Origin of the sequence: Chryseobacterium sp. MYb264 (assembly GCF_035974275.1) — a bacterium.
In the GTDB taxonomy this organism is placed as follows: domain Bacteria; phylum Bacteroidota; class Bacteroidia; order Flavobacteriales; family Weeksellaceae; genus Chryseobacterium.
Genome location: NZ_CP142422.1, coordinates 1,688,998 through 1,708,423 on the forward strand (window position 1 = coordinate 1,688,998; position 19,426 = coordinate 1,708,423).

The following is a 19,426-nucleotide window of genomic DNA, read 5'->3' on the forward strand; positions in this document are numbered from 1 at the left end:
GACAAATCGCAAAAAGGTCCGCTTTCACATAGGAAGCAGACCTTTTTTATATAGTAGATAATCAGGTGTGTTTTTTTAGTCTTTAAATTTCAATACAGCATTGAATAGATTTTTCTTTCCTGTTACATCGTACTCGTCGTTATATTCCGCCTCATACATGAGGACATACAGATTTCCGCTAAGATCTTTTAAAGAGATAGCCCGGTCGTTCATAATATCGTAAACCCGTGAGATTGTACGCGTCCCAGTCCATTGTTTTGAGTTACCTTTCGGGGTTTTATCAAATCTGTGATCTTTCGCATCCGTATAATACCAATACGAAGGTGCGGTATCCATTAAGAACATCTCTTTTTCTTTATTATAAAGCTCTTCTGCCATCCCGGTGTTCTGAAACCAGGGAACTTCAGGATTAAACAGACCGTAAGCATTTTCGTAGATATTTTTATCGGCTGTAACGCCTAGCAAAAATCCTTCGCCTCCAAAAGACGTAATTTCGAAAACGAAAGTTGTTTTTCTGAGATCGTATACATCATTCACAGGTTCAATTATTTTTCCATCCTGCTTAATCACTACTTTTAAAGATTGTGCAGACGAAATAAAGCCGAGCAAACCAAAAAGAAGGTTTAAAATTAATTTTCTCATTAAATTATCACTAAGTAACTGCTGCAAAGATAATGTACTGCATGCCCATAAATAATGGCTGATTTCAGGGGTTTTTCATCTTTCTAATAAACCGTCAGGTGAAAAGGATATCCATCTAATAAAAAGCATTACTGCAATTAATGATGTTCTTTAAATTAAAAATCAAAGCTCCGGAAATAGTTCAAAACAACCATCCTACATCGTAATGATCTCTTTGTACAAGAAGAAGGGGACGATAATCTTTTCCGCTAAGCATCTATAAAAAAATTCAGAAACCTGATGTCTATCCTATCTCTGATTTGATCAAAATATACGAAAAATTGCATTGATGCCATATCATGTCGTCTGAGTAATCTGATGAATGACTGGGGAAGCGGGAAGTTCGAAAATATTAAAAAGAAATTTTAGTACATAACAAAAACCACAACCTGCTAAAAGTCAATAAATAAACCCATTTTAAATATAAATAAATAACTAACATTCAGTAAATGAAACATTGCTTCCCAGGTAATCAACTAACCACATGAATACCAGTCAAGGATAAACAAGCTGGAATGAGAACTTCAGCTTGTTCCGGCAACTAAAACCCCGTGATTTCGTGCCCTATCTCAAGTATTTCGGAAGAATCAAGATCGATATTTCCGGGCAATGCTATGGCAATACAAAAGTTTTCATTCATAAAAACATAAGATTTAAAATGAGGAAAAAACCGGAAAGATACCTCAACGTAGTTTTCTGTTTTTCTGATTCCATTAATTTCAAAAATCTGCAGATCTGAAGTAAAGCCAATCTGTAAAGCTTTAGCCAAAGATTCTTTGCTGCACCAGAATAAAATATGTTGATTTTCACTGAGCTCGTATGACAATTTTTTTTCCTCATCTGTTGCGGAAATAAGTTCCACCCAGTTTTTGGAGTGATTATTAAACTCCACATCAATTCCGGCAAGAATTCTCTCATCAAAAGCAAAACCCACGGATATATTTTTGCTGTGGGATACACTTATCTTTACGTGAGACGGCATCTCTGTTTTTACAATAGGCTGAAAAAAAATTCCCGAATCAATTAAAATTTCGCCGGGGGGCACGTTTAACAGCGCTGAAAGAGCCTTCTTCGCACTGTATTTTCCCTGCAAATAAGAAAATTGTCTGCTTTGAAATGGATAAGAATTAAAAACCATTTCTTCCTCCATGTGCAAAAAATCTTTCCTGATCTCGCGAAGCCGTTCAAAAGGACAATCCGAAATCGTGATGATTCCATTGTACAATTTGTCCTTACTTTTCATGGAAAGAGAAATGGTTTTATCTACCATATTTTTAGTGATGATTAACAATTAATTCGTAATGACAAGAGCTGTCTTCCTGAAGTTGCAGCACCTTCATTTCAAATGAAACATCCAGCTTCATGCCGTCACAGATTCCACGAATAAAGTCTTTCAGCACAGGCCATTCAAGATGTTCTGAAATTTGGTACTGCTGTGTTGCTTTATGATAGCGGTCTTTACCTTTCACCTGCAAATGCAGCTGGTTTTCATTCAATACAACCACTTCAAAATTATACTCCGGACTGGAAGTAAACACCGTCGCCAGTAAAATTTTCGTCATATCCGGAATACTTGAGGTAAGGTTTGGATGAATATTCAGATTGCGCAAGGCCATCTTTGTTCCCAAATCATAAAAAAAAGCCTCAGAAAGCTTACGAATTGCCTCTTCACCAAAAAGTTCACCCGCCTGTTTCAGCATTCCGGCATAGAAAGCACCCGTAATATCCGAAAGACGCTGCACTAAAAGCGGAAAAGAGGGCGGAAAAAAATCGATAATCAAACCTTCCTTATCCATATTCTCAAGATAGACATCATTTTTTCTGAACTCTGATAGTGCCAGATAAGTGTCCGGCAATTGTTTTTCTGTTGTATTCATTATAAAGATTTTGAAATTAATTTTGAAAGCGTTTCAGGATGATCATTGATAAAAAAATGACCGCCCTCCAAGTGATGAAATTCTATGTCTCCATGAGAATAATTTCTCCATTCCTCAATTTTATGAGCATAAGTTTCCTTTGTTCCCATAATCGCTGTGATTGGTGTTTTGATGCGGCTTCCGTTGTAATTGCTAACGGAATCAAGCAATTTAAAATCAGCCCTTAGAATGGGTTCGGCATATTCGAAAAAGGTATGGTTATCGATGAATGTCTGCGGCATCCCGCCCATAGCGATCAATCTTTCAGCAAATTCTTTTTGAGGAAGCTGATGAAGCACTTTGAGGGCATCTGTATCGATGATCGTAGGTCTGGGAACCCCACTCACGATCAATCGAGCCGGATTTTTCCCTGCTTTTTCAAGACGGTACGTCACCCAATGTCCTAAAATAGCGCCCAAACTGTGTCCGTAAATAACATCATGTTCAGTATCTATTTCTGTACTGATCTGTCGGTAGATATCGCCCATCGCATCGTAAAAAGAATCGAGAAGTGATTCTTTGTGACGCTTTCCTCTGCCTGGCAATTCTAACGGAACCCATTCAAAATCCTCCAGATACGGCTGCAAAAACTGATAAGAATACCGATTTCCACCTGCAAAAGGCAGCAAAAACAGACGTCGTTTCTTTTGAATCCAGTTTTGTTTAATAATATTTTTATCATAAACCGTTTTAACTTCCGTGACCATTTTGGTTAAAAACTGTCCTCCGATTTCTTCAAAATGAGTAACTCCTTTATTCAGCAGATATAAAATAGTATCCGTCCAAAGTACAGAATGACTGATCTGATCGCTCAAAGTACGCTTAGCATCTTTTTCATCATAACGGGTTGCATTCTTATTTGAAATCACGGGAATCTGCATTGGAAAAAACTCAAACTGATCGAGAAAAGAACGGAACAACTGAGATGCATTGTCCATATACCGCGAGTGAAAAGCGGCACTTACATTTAACGGAACTACTTTGATTCCTTCATTTTCAAAGTCTTTTAAAACCTCAGAAATACCATCCACCGGACCAGAAAGTACAGTCTGTGAAGGTGTATTATAATTCGCAATATCTGTTTTCTCGTGATATCCTTTGTGAAGGATTTTTTTAATTGTTTCAATATCACACCCTAAGACTACAGCCATTCCGCCATTTTTAGCGGCAGCCATCAGTTTGCCCCTTTTTTTCACCAATTTTAATCCGGTTTCAAAATCAAAAACTCCCGAAGCCTGCAACGCGTTATATTCTCCTAAGCTATGTCCAATCAAAAAATCGGGAGCGGAATCGTTTTTTAAAAACTCCCGGTATCCTAAAGAATTCACCACATACAATGCAGGCTGAGTAAATTCGGTGTTGTTTAATTTTTTTTCAGGATCTTCCAGACATAATTTTTTAATATCATATCCGAGGATTGCCGATGCCCTCGCTGTTTCAGAAGGATACCGATCAAAAAGCTCTTTTCCCATCCCCTTATATTGGGAACCCTGTCCGGGAAACATTAATGTTTTCATTCTAAATTCAAAATCTAATTAACAACCTTACTCATCATCATCTCTTTTTCTACGAATGCAGCCAGAGATTCTATTGTGGTATAATCATATAAAACATGAAAATCCATCCTGATATCCAACTGTTTATTTATACTTCGGATAAGCTCCCAACCGGAAACTGAATCCAGTCCAAACTCGAAGAAATCACTTTTTACATTCATTGTTCCGACAGGTTTTTTAACAATATCTGCGACAATTTTCTGAATATGGTTTTCGATATTTTGGGATTCTTTTTCAGGAGCTGAAGCCGTTGATTTCACTTCATTTTTTAAATCAGGAATCCAGAATCTTTTTCTTTCAAAAGGATAGGTCGGTAGTTTTATTCTGTCAGGTTTTAAGTCTCCATATAATAAATTCCAAGGAATATCCGCACCCACACACCACAAATTAAGCAACGATCTGAAATTCGATTCTGCAATCATTCTGATTTTTTCATTCTCATCAACCGCTTCATTCAATATCTTTAACGAAGCTTTTCCCTGAAGAATATTTCCGCAAAATACAGGCTCTTCTCCTTCAAGATAAGCATTGATCTGATATAAAAGGTCGTTTAAATCTTCCGCAATCCATCCTACTCTTTCCTCCAGAAAATCTCTTCCCGACTGCAACGTCAATGCAATAGAATGAATATTTAATGAAGAATCCGAAACAATTTTTTCCTTTAAAAGCTTAACATATTCTGTCAGTCGCTCTTTATTTTTTGCTGTTAAAAGGATAACTGCCGAACCTGTATGATCTATTTTTTGATGCATATTGTGATATTCCTGCACAATGAGATGCGCATTTGCTCCGCCAAAACCAAAACTGCTGATTCCCGCCATTTTAGCCTGATCCGAATTCCATGGAATCGTCTCAGAAAGCAGATAAAAAGGACTACCTTCTGTCTGCAGATATTGATTGGGGTTGATGAGCTGCGGATTTCCCGGTAAAGTTTTATGTTTAAATGCCATCAGCACTTTGATAAGACCTGCCACTCCGGAAGCTGATTCCGTATGTCCTATATTGGCCTTAACGCTTCCGACTGCACATCCTGAAGGCGTTATTTTCTGATCTTTTTCTTTATATAGAGTTTCAAAAGCCATCTTTAATCCTTCAATTTCGATAGGATCTCCAAGAGCGGTTCCTGTTCCGTGCGCTTCGATATAGCTTATCCTTGATGGATTAATATTTGATTTTCTATATGCTTCTATCAACAGATCCCGCTGAGATTTAGGATTCGGGGCAGTTAAAGAACTGGCTTTTCCTCCGTGATTTTCTGCACCTCCACGAATTAATCCGTAAATAAAATCTCCGTCCTGCTTTGCTTTTTTGAAGGACTTCAGAATGACAATTCCCACACCCTCCGAGCGGACATATCCGTTGGCTCTGTCATCAAAAGATCTGCATCTTCCGTCCTGGCTCAGCATTCCTGCATTATTAATCATCAAAGTAGTGTCAGGAATCAGCACCGTATTTACACCTCCGGCAATGGCGTGATCACATTTTCCGTTTCTGATTTTCTCCGCTGCCCTGTGAATGGCAATCAAAGAACTTGAACAGGCCGTTTTCACCGGAACACTCGGACCATGAAGATCCAGAAGAAAAGAAATTCTGTTCGCCAGCATCGCATCCGAATTACCAATTCCGGCATGAGGCTGTCTTCCCAATTCCGGGTTTCGGCGCAACATAACGGCATAATCATTATTCATCACACCGATAAATACCCCTGTATTTGAACCTTTTAACGATGAAGGAGTAATATTCGCGTCTTCCAAAGCTGTGTACACCGTTTCGATAGTAATCCTTTGCTGGGGATCCATCAACGTTGCTTCATTAGGAGTAATTCCAAAATACTCGGCATCGAACTGATCAACATCTTTAATAAAACCACCCCATTTTACCTCTGTTTTTCTGATATTTTCAGCTGAATTTCCGTAGTACTCCTTCCAGTTCCATCTTTCTTCAGGAATTTCTGTGATGGCATATTCATTATTTTTCAGCATATTCCAAAACTCATCTACATTCTCTGCTCCGGGAAAACGTCCGGCAATTCCTACGATGGCTACACTGTTTTCTAATTCTTCACCTGTATCAAACTCCTTTTCAGAATGCTCTTCTGGCAAAGAATCAATTTCATTAAAATCAACCGTATAAGCTCTAAAATCAGCAGATTCAATTTTGAGATCCTGATCGTTATTTTTATGATGCTTCATTACTAATTTTCCCTGATGATTTTCCCATAAAAAGTCGACAAGATCATTGATGGTTGGGTAATTGTAAAATATACTAGATGGTTCATTGATGTCATAAAAAGTATTTAATTCATTAGAAAATCTCACCAGTAAATAAGAAGAAAAACCATAGCTTCGTAATTCGGCGTCGGTGCTGAGCTCTTCTTTATCATAATCCAAAATTTCGGCAATGACACTGAGGATATATTCTCCCGCTTCTTTTTTTGTCATGACAGGCAGTTCGTCATTACTCGGTTTATCTGCCAAGGAAGTCACCTGCTGCCGCTTTTCGCCGTCGGATAAAAATTCTTTATTCCCATAGACTACAACTCCCTGATCGACCTTATGATGTAGCATTGCCTCCATCGCTGCAACTCCTTCTGAGGTCGGCATTGGAAGCATTCCCCATTTTTCCTCCAGAATACTTGCGGTATTCTGGTCTATATGCATTCCCCCATCTTGCCATAAAGGCCAGTTGATGCTCCTGCAAACTCCTTTTCTTAATCCATTCTGCTGCATCTTGTTCCTTTGAGTCGCAAAATTATCCATCCACGCATTAGCGGAAGCATAATCTGCCTGACCAATATTCCCTGCCACTGAAGCAATGGATGAACAAAGAATAAAGAAATCGAGATTTTCATTCTTTGTTTCCTCATCGAGATGAGTGAGACCCTGTACCTTTGGAGCAAATACTTTTTTGACTTCCTCCTCCGTTTTTCCTGCGATATAACTGTCGTGAATAACTCCCGCACCATGAATAATTCCCGTTATTTTTCCAAAACGAAACTTAATCTTCTGAACTAATCCCGCTACATTCTCGCGATGGGCAATATCGCATGATATATAATGAATATTTGATCTTGTAATGACAACTTCATTTTCAGGTTTCCTTCCGACAATAATAATTTCGGTATCCTTAGTTTCGGCAAGATACTCTGAGAATATTTTACCCAATCCGCCTGCGCCACCCGTAATTACATAAACGCCACCAACTTTGGCAATGGATGGAAGCACCGTATCTGTAGACAGAGGAACCAGTTTTTTGATCAGCCTTTCATTTCCTGTGATCTTTATTTCAACCTCATCATTCAACGTCTCTTTCTTTATAGATTCGATAATATCATAAGAACGGTTTTCAGAAAGCAGTCCATCTACACTTAGCAAAGATCCTGACACGTAGGGATTTTCTAAGCGAAGTGTTTTTAATAATCCTGATAAATAGGCAAATTTATGCTCATCTTTATTATCATATAAAAACAAAATCCTGCCTTTTCTTATCGTTTTTAATTTGTTTAAAATGGTAATAAAGAGTTCTTCTTTTTCCTGATTGGAAAGCACTGTAACTGTTGAGTTCAAATTTGTTTCAAGTAAATTGACGAAATTTTGCGAAATGGAATCCAACAAAAATAGGTGCTGAAAGTCCTTCTTTTCAGCCGTACTGTTCTGAGGAGAACTTTTCTGCCATGAATAATCATAAATTCGGGTATATATATTGTCTTGAGCTTTCACGTTTTTTTCTTTTTTAATTAATGGATTAACCATCAGTTCTATCAATTCTATAAGAACATTTCCGGAATGGTCTGTAATGGTAATATCAAATGAGTAAACCTCATCATGTGTGGGATTTCTTCTCACATAACTCCAGATTTTATCGGGTAATGTGTCATAGATATTGGTATATTTTACCCCTGCCGGAACCAGCAATGTTTCCATTTTATCAATTAATAATGTTCCGATCGTTGCCTGAAGAGCGTTGTCTACCAATGGAGGAGCAATCATAAAATCCTTCCCTGCGTCCAGTGAAATTTCTGCCAGTGAGAGCCCTTTATCATAATAAATTTTCTGTATTCCCTGATAACCTGATCCGTACTGCAAACCGTTTTCATGAAGTATCTCATAGTATTCTTTACCAGTCTTATGAAATCTAAGATTTGAAATAATTTTCGAAATATTTTGGGTAAGAGGCTGAGATATTTCGTGAGTAAAATTTACTGTTCCTTTTGCATATAAATCTGTATTGGATTTTACCCTATATTCTCCTGAATTTTTATCAATCTGTAAATGCAATACCTGTTCTTCCTCTTTTGAAAACAAGGGCGAAATCCAACTGCTGTTTTTGAGCTGAATATTTTTTTGCTGATTGCTATTTCGTACTACAGCGCAAACCACCTCCAAATAAGCGGTTCCTGGAAACACAACTTTACCATCCACTTTATGGTCTATTAAATATTTTTCATCTCCTTTAAACTTAAATTCAAAATCAATTAATTCTTCTGTAGAATAATCCTGTCCTAAAATCGGATGAGAAAAAGGCGGAATAGTTTCTTTCACCTTTTTTTCAGCTGAAAACCAATGCCTTTTTCTGTTGAATGGATACGTCGGAAGCTGTATTTTGTGAGGAATTTTGTCCTTATAAAGCTTTAACCAATCGATTTTTGTTCCATTTACCCAAGATTGAGCCGTTTTTTTTAACTCAGAAATATTTAAATCTGAAAATAAAAGATCTGCTGTATGAAATTCATCAGTAGAGTTTTTCTCTTGTGACGGTTTGACAATATAATCGCTCACTTCATTCCTTAAAAAACATTTTAACTGCCATTTCAATTCATGACTATTTTCCGCAAGAAATACCGCTTTTTCATGCATAGACTCCCTTCCAACTTGCAACGTATAAGCAATGCTAAGAAAATTGGTGTCCGGATGATGATTCAAATAATGGAGAAGATCCTTAGCTCTTTGCTGTAACCTTTCTTTATTCTGAGCAGATAGCGGGATCATCATTTTTCCGGTATGAGCCTGCTGTGACCTTTCTTTTTTACGATATTCTTCTAATATAATGTGAGCATTTACACCACTAAAACCAAAACTGCTGATTCCGGCAATTCTAGGACGGTTATCTGAAGTTGTCCAGATTTCTGTTTCTTTTTGTAGATGAAAAGGGCTTCCTTCAAGTCTCAGATAAGGATTGGGTTCTGAAAGCAGAGGATTTCCCGGCAAAATTTTATGCTTCATCGCCAATAAAACCTTGATGATTCCTGCCATTCCTGATGCAGATTCCAGATGCCCAACATTAGCTTTTACACTTCCGATGCTGCATGTATTTTCTGAAATTTCTAAACCTCGTTCTTTATACAACCTGCTGAATGCCATTTTTAACCCTTCCGTTTCAATAGGATCCCCCAGAGAAGTGCCTGTTCCGTGGGTTTCGATGTAAGAAACATTAGAAGGATCAACTCCGGCTGATTGATAAGCTTCCAATAAAAGCTCCGCCTGTGCAAGAGGATTGGGGGATGTCACCGTGTTGGCTCTTCCTCCATGATTTTCAGCTGTTCCGCGGATGATCGCATAAATATGATCTCCGTCTTTTTCGGCATCCTTCAGTCTTTTCAAAATCACCGCTCCTACGCCTTCTGAACGGACATACCCATTGGCTGAGGCATCAAATGGTTTACAGTTACCGTCTTTACTTAACATATTGGCATTACTAATATATAAGCTGGTTTCGGGAGATAATATCGCATTTACCCCTCCTGCAATCGCCATTTTACAACGTCCCGAATAGATATGTTCAACTGCTCTGTGAATAGCAACGAGCGAACTGGAACACGCTGTATCAATAGGTTCGCTGGGACCGTGAAGATCCAGAAGATAAGAAACCCTATTCGCCAATATAGAATGAACTGTTCCACTCGGAATTAATCCCTGAAGATAAAGGTCTTCATTTTCCTGTAACAACATTTCATAATCGTTCGTCCATGTTCCCACAAAAACACCTGTATCACTACCTTTTAAGTCTGAATAGGCAATTCCTCCATCTTCTAAAGCGGTGTAGACTGCTTCCATAAAAATTCTCTGTTGAGGATCCATCAAAGCCGCTTCAGCAGGAGATATTCCAAAGAATAATGCATCAAATTTATCGATGTCCGAGATAAAGCCCCCCCATTTCACTTTTGTTTTAGAAGAATCTACAGCAGGATCTCCATAAAATGATCTCCAATCCCATCTGTCTGCGGGAATTTCAGAAATCATGTTTTGATTATCATACAATTTCTGCCAGAAATCATCAAGATTATCACAGCCAGGGAAACGTCCTGAGATCCCGACGATTGCTACGGTATTGTCATCCTCATCATCGAAATCCGCAGATATTTCAGGTGTATCAAGATTTGTATTTTCCGGAATTTGTATTTCTGAATGATGACTATGATCTATATTTTTAACGTACTTTTTCTCAAGTTGATCGGTATGATTCTCTTCAAGGAAATCCACCAATTCGTTAATGCTTGAGTAACTGTAAAACAACGCCGGCGTAAGATGAATATCATAATATGCATTAAGATCGCCGGAAAGCTTTACCAACGTAGCGGAATCAAAACCGTAACTCATAAAATCCTGATCTGCCTGAATAGTAGAAATATCAAACTTTACAATATCCGCAGCAAAAACTCTCACCTGTTGGGTAACAAGCTCTCTTATATTTTTATTTTCGGGAATGATTTGTCTTTCCTGTCCGTTCGAAAAATTATTTTTCACTACACTGACAGGTTTTTCTGAATTCGTCTGTTTCACTTTAGCGAAAATAACACCGTCTAATTCGCTGATTATATTTCCTTCATTACCGATTAATCTGATGGTAAAATTTTCTGATTTCCCACTAGAATTTTGATTTTCCACTTTAATATGACAGTAAAAACTTTCGGGAATTTCATCGTAGAAAATTGCTTTTTCCAACCGGAAAGGAAGAATCAGCTCGTCGCCACCGTTATGTAAGAACAATCCGACACAGCATTGCAATGCAGAATCCAGCGCCCCAATTGTCCAGCGTATTTCTTTTGATTTCGCCAAATGGATAACAGCCAGCGCCTCTCTATTTTTCAGATATAATTTATTAATACCCTGAAAACCTTTGCCATAGTTTAAGCCTATATCTTTAAACTTTTCATAGCATTTCTCGCCTTCCCAATATTCATTAAAATTGTTTTGCAAAGAAATAATATCTGTAAACTTTGGATGATGTATTATTGTTCCTAATTTACCTGTGGATTTCAATTTATTTTCGCGATCACCAGATTCAATTTCATACAGAATTTTATCTTCTTTTTCCTTTACATTAATAACAACCTCAGCTATGGTATTTTTTGCGATTTCTAAAGGATTGACCCAAGTAACCTGATGGACTTCTGTAATTTTTTTCCCCTGGCTCAATTCAGCAGCTGCTCTTGCCAATTCAAGATAAGCTACTCCTGGAAAAACAAAGTTTTCTCCGACTTTATGATCAGAAATTGACGGTTCTTTATCATTTAGTATACTTTTAAACTGTTGCTGCGAAAAATCTGAAGTATTGCGATGTACCAAAGGGTGAAGCTTTCTTTCATTGATGATGTTTTCTTTCGTATACCAATATGATTTTCTTTCGAAGCAATATCCCGGCAGACTAATTTTTGAGCATTGCTCCTGTGCGTATAATGCCTTCCACTCGATGACATGACCGTTGATCCACGCTTTTCCGAGAACATCCCAATTTTTATTTTCTATTGCAACTATAATTTTTTCATAATCAATGGGCTCATCTTTATCATCATGATAAAAAACAGGCTGTCCGAGTTTCTGTTTTAAATCTTCAAGATTCTCAGCAATAATGAATCTTTTTTTCTCCATCATCTTTCTGCCCAACTGTAAAGTATAAGCCAGATTATATAGATTGGTTTCCGGATTTTGCTCCAGATGTAACCTCAATTTTTTACAATAATCAAGCAATTGCTGCTCTGTTTTGGCGGACAATGGAATAAGAGCTGCTCCTTTGTTTTGGTATTTTTTTTCAACTTTTTTATATTCCTCTACAATGGTCACGACATTCGTTCCGCTGAAACCAAAACCACTCACCGTTGCCCTTCGCGGATCATCGTTTTTTTGTTTCCAGAATTCCAGTGATTTCTGTATTTTAAACGGACTGTTTTCTACATCAATCAGTGCATTGGGATTTTCAAAATTCAGGCTTGGAAAAAGTGATTTATTTTTAATAGCTAAAATCATTTTAATAACCCCGGAAACTCCTGCCGCCATTACAGAATGTCCCATATTGGTCTTCACACTTCCCAGACTGCAAAAATTCTTTTCCGCTGTAAAATTCTTAAAGGCCGCGTCCAAAGCTCCAAATTCTATTGGATCTCCGAGACGTGTTCCGGTTCCGTGAGCTTCCACACAACCAATTGATTCAGGATTAATTTTAAACTTTTGAAAAGCTTCCGTTAATAAATTTTGCTGAGCCCTCCCATTAGGAGCCGTAATCCCGTTGGTGCTGCCATCCTGATTGGTATATGTTCCCCTGATAACGGCATGAATCTGATCATCGTCTTTTTCGGCATCTTCAAGACGCTTTAAAATCAAAACTCCGACCGCCTCACCAGGTACAAAACCATTGGCTCTGGAGTCAAAAGCATAGCATTTTCCTTCAGGAGAAAGCATTTGCGCTCTTGATGCTTTTCTGTAAAAATGATGTCTGGTCTCAATCCACGCACCACCAGCAATGGCAACGCTGCTCTCCCCGCTCATTAAACTGTTACAGGCGAGATGAATAGCCGTAAGCGAGCTTGAACATGCTGTATCTACGGCGATTGCAGGGCCTTTCGTATTCAGAAAATAAGACATTCTTGCCGCAAAAACAGCAGGATCATTTCCCCACCATGAGGATGCTTCCTCCGCCTCTGTTCCTATATAATCGCTAAGCCCCGACGTCGCAAAAACACCACAACGAATCGTCTTTAGCACCTCCGGATCAATTCCTGCATCTTCCAGCGCTTTCCATGTTTCTTCAAGAAATAATCTCTGCTGAGGATCCATCACCTCAGCATCGCGTCCCGAAATACGAAAAAATGCAGGATCAAACTGATCGATATTCTCTAAAAAAGAGCCCCATTTTGAATATGATTTTTGGGCATCATTTCTGTCCGTTGTATAATATTCATCAATACTCCACCTGTTGTCCGGCACTTCTCTGATAAGACTTTTACCGTTTTTCAGCACTTCAAAAAATTCATCAACAGAATTGGCTGAGCCAAATTTTCCGCTCATACCGATTACAGCAATCAGGTCTTTATGATGATCCGGTTCGATTTTTAAAGGAGTGCTGAATTCAGAAATAAATTCATCCTTTTTTTCTTTCTTAATGATATATTTTTCTACAATAAGATCGGCAAGTGCTGATATATTGGGATAACTGAAAAGTTCGATCGCCTTTAGATCAATATTAAGGTTGTCGTTTATTTGCTTAACATACGTCTGTACGGCAGATCCGCGGAGTCCATATTCAAGGAAAGGCAGCTCAGTGCTGATATTCGACGAAGATATCTTTAAAATATCTGCCACCGCTTTTGATAAAAAATCGATCATACTTTTTTTATCAGAAGGTCTGTCATTCACGATTAAATCAGCATTGTTTTTCTGAATGATATCGTTTACATTAAAATTAGTAGAATTCATTTTGCATTAAATATTTTGTCAAGAATTTTTAAAAAGAAAGCCTTCCTCCGATTATAAAATCAGAGAAAAAAAATCGTAAAAAGGTTAAATTATAGTACCGAATTTTAGAACAGACTTATGCTAAGCAGCATTTTAGGAATCTATTCCTTAGTAAATTGATTGCAGTCATAGTATATTTTTGATTGTATTAAATTTTAGTTTAAATCAATGATGATTAACGAAGATTATTTATGTGTTAACCAGTGATACTTTGTTGGCATATTGCTGTATAAACTGAGCAAAGTGATTTGCCGTACACTCCAGTAAAGAGGTTGCCACAACCGCTACTTTTCTATTCCGCCAGTGTTCGAGCGCTGTGCCTTTCACCCAATGGTTAAAGCTTCCTAACGCCGAGCCGCAGTGGATCTGAAAATTCGCGATATGGTTTTCTTCTCCCGCTAATGCCATTTTTGAGCTCAATCCAAAATACCATTTGAAAATCATTGCCATTTTATATTTCGGATCATTTTCAGCTTTCAGAATATTATTTTCCGAATGGTATTTTTTACACTCTTCAAAAACTTCCTGAAAGGTTTTTCCGAAGAATTTTTTCTCAATCCGGCTTCTCTCAGCAGCATCTATTTCATCCAAAGAATTGTAACGGCTATAGATATCATAGAGCCTGCTTGCCCTCATTGGAAAAAATGTATCTTTTTTCACCACCTGAACCTTGGCTCCCAGCTCAAACATATCTCCCGCAGGAGCATACGCTGTGTCGTGTATCGTTATTTTTTCCAACAGATCTTTCACCGTGTTGCTGGTTCCTGCTTCCACTGTGCATTGATTGATGGAGCCTGTCACAATATAGTCGGCTCCCAATATAAATGCCGCTGCGGCAGATTCCGGATTTCCTATGCCTCCGGCTGCACCGATATGGATGATTTCCGGATAATTATATTTTTCACAAAATTCATCCCGCAATTTGATAACAGCAGGTAATAAAATTGATAGAATGCCACGGTCAGTATGACCTCCGGAATCAGCTTCCACACAAATATCACTGGCTACGGGAACATATTTTGCATATTCCATTTCCTCTTTTGATATTTCACCTTTCCTGTACAAATCCATCACGATATTTTCGGGTGCCGGCTTCATAAATTGTATGGCGATTTCCGGAATAGAAACTTTGGCCTGAATATTATTTTCAGCCATAATTGTATGATCTGTCTTTTTTAATCCATTAAGTCTGAATTTCACCAACTGTGGCGTAACGCTCATATAAGCGGCTGCTTCGATATTTCTAACTCCATATTTCAGGCAGAGATCTATCATTTCTTTTTCCCGGTCAGAATTATAAATATTATAAACGATGTTGATTCCAAAAGGTAAATCTGCTCCCAATTCCTTCTGAATTCGGACGATTTCCATCTCCACTTTTTGTAAAGGCAAACCGCCACTGCCCAGATAGCTCATCATTGAATTTTTGCCTAAAGCGATCACCAGATCTGATGAAGAAACCCCTTTGTACATTCCACCTGCCGCGTAGGAAGATGTTGTATGATATCTTTTTTGGTAACTTTTTGATCCTAAATCTGAAATATTTACTTTTGGTATAATTTGATCTGAAAAATCCTGTTCCGGAAGTGCTTTTATATTCTGCACGACGTGGTCATCATCAAAAACAATTTCCCTGAATTCATTCACTCCGGATTGCTTTAAATATTCTACACTTTCATGCCATAAAACAGGGTTGATCAGTTGTAGAATCAGATTTTTTTTGACGGAATTATTTTGATATGGCTTTCCATCAATCCCAGCAATTACAGGGATTTGAAGATCATTGAATGTGTACTTATTTAAATACTCTGAAAACTCATTGATGGCTCCTTTCATATACCTTGAATGAAAAGCACCTTCTGAATGATCCATTAAATATTCGGCTCCGGAATTTTCGAATACCGTTTTCATTTTCAAAATATCAGTTGATTTTCCAGATATGCTGAATTCTTTGGCTGAATGATGCGCCGAAATATCAATCGTATGGCAATGATGGCTTTTTAACATCCATTGAATTTCATCTACCGTTACATTCTTCACAACCGCCATTTTCCCCCTTTTGAATTTTGATATAATATGAGCTCTCTCATTAACTATTTTAAGCCCTGTCGGAAAATCAAAACCGCCTGAAGCGAGCAAAGCATTGTATTCTCCGACTCCGTACCCTGATAAAAAATCGGGTTTGGGACTTTTTGTATTTAAATAAATAAGCGCATTGATGACAAAAATAATCGGGTCACTATATTTTATCTGGCTTAAAAGATGATCTTGGGTTATTACATTTTTTAATGGGAAACCTATAATTTCATCTGCTGTTGTAATGATTTCTTTATAATCATTAATTAATGCTTCAGCAGCTTTTATCTTTGATATTTTCCCGGGAAAACAGTGTACAATCATGTTTAATTTTATTTTAGAATTGGTAGGAAATTATATAAAATATCCTCTAAATAAGATGAAAACAGCAGTAAATAATTCACATTAAAAGGAATTTTAAAAAATCAAAGATAATTATTTATTTAAAACATACTTGTAGAATTTTCTCTACAAAGTGAAATTTAACAAAATAATAATGCAGAAATAATATACTTCAAAAAATTACACTTGCACCACATCTTTTTTGCCTTAATGTGAACTGTAAGTGAAAATTTGGCTAGTGGGTTGGAAGCTGGAGGTTTTATTTGCCACGAATACACGAATATTTTTTGTTTCCCACAGATCACTCAGATTTTCAAAGATGCTGCTATTGATATTTTTTTGCTCAATATTTGTGATCTCTTGTAAGTAGAACGGCTTGGTGAGCCTTAAAACAGGTAGTTATCAAAAAAACTTAGCGGACTTAGTGTTCAACATTTCAAGTTAAGAAAAATCAATCTGCGTCATCTACAAAATCTGCGAGAGCAAAAAATTAACATTAAAATTTAAACTCAGATTCTTTAACCTTTTTACGAAGTTCTCAAGTTTTGTATTTGATCTAAGATTATTCCAAACCTTAATGTCAAAACTCAACAAAAAAGAGTCCGCTTCACTCATCTGGTGAAAACGGACTTCTTTATGCTTTTATCTGCTTTTATGCTAAGGTGTCTGCGAATATTGGATATTCAGCCTAACCTCAGCGGCAAGATAAAGATTCTTTTGTTGGGAAATTGTGTTATTGTGTTCTTAGAATCTGATGATGATGGAGTTATTCATATCTCTTTACAAAATATTTAGTAACAATTAGACAACTTTGTATTAGATATTTAAAGAGGATCTTTACTCAGCATCGTAACAGACATTTGCTGGCCACAATTTGAGCAAGCGATCATCGTACCGTTGGGGCTGAATTGGTACGTTTTCCCTGCCACCAATCGGGTTGCGTGAGATCCTATGATTCTGTAATTCGAAGCATCCCCGGAAACTACTTCTGCAACGTTACCGTCTGTAACGTTTGTTAAGGTAAAAAGTGTTGCGGTACCTCCTCCAGCATTCACACGAAATGTAATCAGATAAATTCCTGTTTCCTTCACCTGAAACTGATTCACTGCAGGCGTGTTCAGATTTAATCCAAAAGAATAGAGAATTCCTGTTAGTGGCATAGCAGCATTGGTCGCTACAGCCGTATTGGTTCCTCGGTTTATGCTTAAACCCACGAAAGTATTGGAAGCATTCTGCCATGTTCCCACTCCGTTTTCATCTGAAGTAAGAACTTTTCCCTCTCCCTGAGTTCCGTCTGTAATTTTAATCGCACCCGCGGTACTCCCATTAGAAATATCAAGTTTCGCAGCCGGATTTATGGTTCCAATTCCCATATTTCCTGATGCGGTCACCACCAAGTCATTATTTGCCTGTGCGGCAGAAGGTGCTCCGGACGCAGGATTGTCTTTTCCTCCATCTATGTGAAACTGTTGTCTGGGATTAGCTGTGCCTATACCTACCTGAGAATACGTTGTAACTGAAGTGAGAAATAGCAAACAAGTGAGTGTTTTTATCATATTATGAATTTTAATTTATTTGGATAATGTATACGTAGATCTGTACTATTTTACGTGTACCATTAGTTCACCAAAAGCATGGTCTTTATGTGATCTTAATTTTTTATCATAAAGAATTTGCTTTGAATAAATTCATTAAGGAGTCATTTTACTTTGCAAATATATTTTAGTAATTTCTAATAAATATTGAAAAGCATCCCACATTTCTCTACTTTCAAATAGAGATTTCTCTATAAATATCAATAAACAGAGAAATATTTAAATAGAAAAACACTCGTCGTTGCTCTGAGAATAAGTAGTAGTAGTAGTAGTATTACCATATTCAATTATTAGTGAATTAATTTAACTTTAATTCATTTTTAAATTGATTTTTTTATACTTTTGCCTTGAACAAAGGGATAAATTAATTATTTATACCAAAAAAAACTAAGATTGTACTTCGCCAGTAATACCGTTTATTGTATGCATGTAACTAATACTCCGCTTTTTTCCCAATCTGCCAGTCTCAGATGGTATGATATGGATAGTCGTCTGCCACAAAATAGTGTGAAAGACATGATTAAGGACAAGTATAGTTTTATATGGCTTTCTACGGAAAATGGCATTGTAAAGTATGACGGTAAGAAATTTGAGACCTATAATAACTTTCCCACTAAAACATTAAATTTCGAATATTTTAGAGGTAATTTTCAGCAGGACAGCATCATAATTTCCTGTGGTAATGAAAACCTACAGGTTACCATTCAGGCAAGAAAAGCAGAAGTTTTATCCAAAAAAAAATTTCTACCTTCTGTTGTATATTTTCAAAATATAAAATACGCAATTCTTAATAAAAACATTTTTTTTAATGGTACTCCTCATTATTTCAAGCAATATGCATTTTATTTCAAAAATTCAAAATATCACATAAACTCACAAAAAACAATTTCAATACGAGGCAGAAAATATACAGAACTGAATATGCCTGAAGTCTTCAATAGCTTAAATGATTTGTCTAATATTTTTGCTTTTGATGAAAAAAATTTTATTGTTGATAAAAAAATAAAGAGTATAACAACGCTACTAAATGGTAAATTTTTCCTATCAGAAAATAACTCGTCTCTTATTTATCATAAAGTTGCTAAAATATATTGGCAACCATCAGCAAATCAAACATTTTTAATTTTAAATAATAAGATTTATCAGGTTTCTTATAAAAATAATACGCTTGATACTCAATTTATCACTCAGTATGAAAATTTTGACACAGATCAAATTGTATCTATTATATATGATAAGCAATATAAAAAAGTATATCCAGGCAGCACGACTAAGGATTTAAAGACCATCAGTACAAACAGCTTCTATACATCACAAGATCACTCAAAATTTACAGATAATGTTTACTACTCCACTCTTCCATACAGAAAAAATAGTGTTATTACGGAATCTGGTAAAGTTGATGACAGATATGGAATTATTGAACAAAAAAATTTGAAAAGATACCCTTCAATAAATTCGTAGCTTACGATAATGATTTCAACATTATCTCCCCTAAACATCCAGCTATAATGACGTTTAAAATCTAACAA

Annotated in this window: 8 protein-coding genes; 1 reads left to right on the top strand and 7 read right to left on the bottom strand. The window is 36.8% G+C overall.

Translation table 11 applies throughout. The features are described 5' to 3' along the window. Nucleotides 1–75: 75 nt before the first annotated feature. The 7 genes from VUJ46_RS07255 to VUJ46_RS07285 form a co-directional block, all read right to left on the bottom strand. Nucleotides 76–642: a hypothetical protein gene (locus tag VUJ46_RS07255; protein WP_326984322.1), complete on the bottom strand. Its 567-nt coding sequence runs from the start codon at nucleotides 640–642 to the stop codon at nucleotides 76–78. 580 nt (nucleotides 643–1,222) lie between these two features. Continuing rightward, nucleotides 1,223–1,951 carry a 4'-phosphopantetheinyl transferase family protein gene (locus VUJ46_RS07260; protein ID WP_326984323.1) on the bottom strand — a complete coding sequence of 243 codons (729 nt, stop codon included), beginning with the start codon at nucleotides 1,949–1,951 and terminating at the stop codon, nucleotides 1,223–1,225. A gap of 4 nt (nucleotides 1,952–1,955) precedes the next feature. Beyond that, a complete protein-coding gene (locus VUJ46_RS07265) occupies nucleotides 1,956–2,558 on the bottom strand; it encodes a hypothetical protein (RefSeq protein WP_326984324.1) in 603 nt (200 codons plus the stop codon). After that, complete coding sequence (gene fabD / locus VUJ46_RS07270; protein WP_326984325.1) at nucleotides 2,558–4,114, bottom strand: ACP S-malonyltransferase; 1,557 nt, start codon at nucleotides 4,112–4,114, stop codon at nucleotides 2,558–2,560. The genes VUJ46_RS07265 and fabD overlap by 1 nt, the downstream gene beginning before the upstream one ends. Nucleotides 4,115–4,128: 14 nt before the next feature. Beyond that, complete coding sequence (locus VUJ46_RS07275) at nucleotides 4,129–13,842, bottom strand: SDR family NAD(P)-dependent oxidoreductase (RefSeq protein WP_326984326.1); 9,714 nt, start codon at nucleotides 13,840–13,842, stop codon at nucleotides 4,129–4,131. A gap of 228 nt (nucleotides 13,843–14,070) precedes the next feature. Beyond that, entirely contained in the window at nucleotides 14,071–16,281 is a 2,211-nt protein-coding gene (locus VUJ46_RS07280) for a PfaD family polyunsaturated fatty acid/polyketide biosynthesis protein (protein ID WP_326984327.1), read from the bottom strand. An 842-nt stretch (nucleotides 16,282–17,123) separates the two neighbouring features. Continuing rightward, nucleotides 17,124–17,855 carry a hypothetical protein gene (locus VUJ46_RS07285; RefSeq protein WP_326984328.1) on the bottom strand — a complete coding sequence of 244 codons (732 nt, stop codon included), beginning with the start codon at nucleotides 17,853–17,855 and terminating at the stop codon, nucleotides 17,124–17,126. Between the two features lie 462 nt (nucleotides 17,856–18,317). On the opposite strand from VUJ46_RS07285, the gene VUJ46_RS07290 reads away from it, so the two are divergent. Continuing rightward, nucleotides 18,318–19,358, top strand: coding sequence for a hypothetical protein (locus tag VUJ46_RS07290; RefSeq protein WP_326984329.1), 1,041 nt, complete (start codon nucleotides 18,318–18,320; stop codon nucleotides 19,356–19,358). Nucleotides 19,359–19,426: the final 68 nt, after the last annotated feature.

Bases quoted from the DNA above. Each gene is read 5' to 3' on its own strand.
- VUJ46_RS07275 (WP_326984326.1), bottom strand. From the start codon at position 13,842: ATGAATTCTACTAATTTTAATGTAAACGATATCATTCAGAAAAACAAT.
- VUJ46_RS07280 (WP_326984327.1), bottom strand. From the start codon at position 16,281: ATGATTGTACACTGTTTTCCCGGGAAAATATCAAAGATAAAAGCTGCT.
- fabD (WP_326984325.1), bottom strand. From the start codon at position 4,114: ATGAAAACATTAATGTTTCCCGGACAGGGTTCCCAATATAAGGGGATG.
- VUJ46_RS07285 (WP_326984328.1), bottom strand. From the start codon at position 17,855: ATGATAAAAACACTCACTTGTTTGCTATTTCTCACTTCAGTTACAACG.
- VUJ46_RS07290 (WP_326984329.1), top strand. From the start codon at position 18,318: ATGCATGTAACTAATACTCCGCTTTTTTCCCAATCTGCCAGTCTCAGA.
- VUJ46_RS07255 (WP_326984322.1), bottom strand. From the start codon at position 642: ATGAGAAAATTAATTTTAAACCTTCTTTTTGGTTTGCTCGGCTTTATT.
- VUJ46_RS07260 (WP_326984323.1), bottom strand. From the start codon at position 1,951: ATGGTAGATAAAACCATTTCTCTTTCCATGAAAAGTAAGGACAAATTG.
- VUJ46_RS07265 (WP_326984324.1), bottom strand. From the start codon at position 2,558: ATGAATACAACAGAAAAACAATTGCCGGACACTTATCTGGCACTATCA.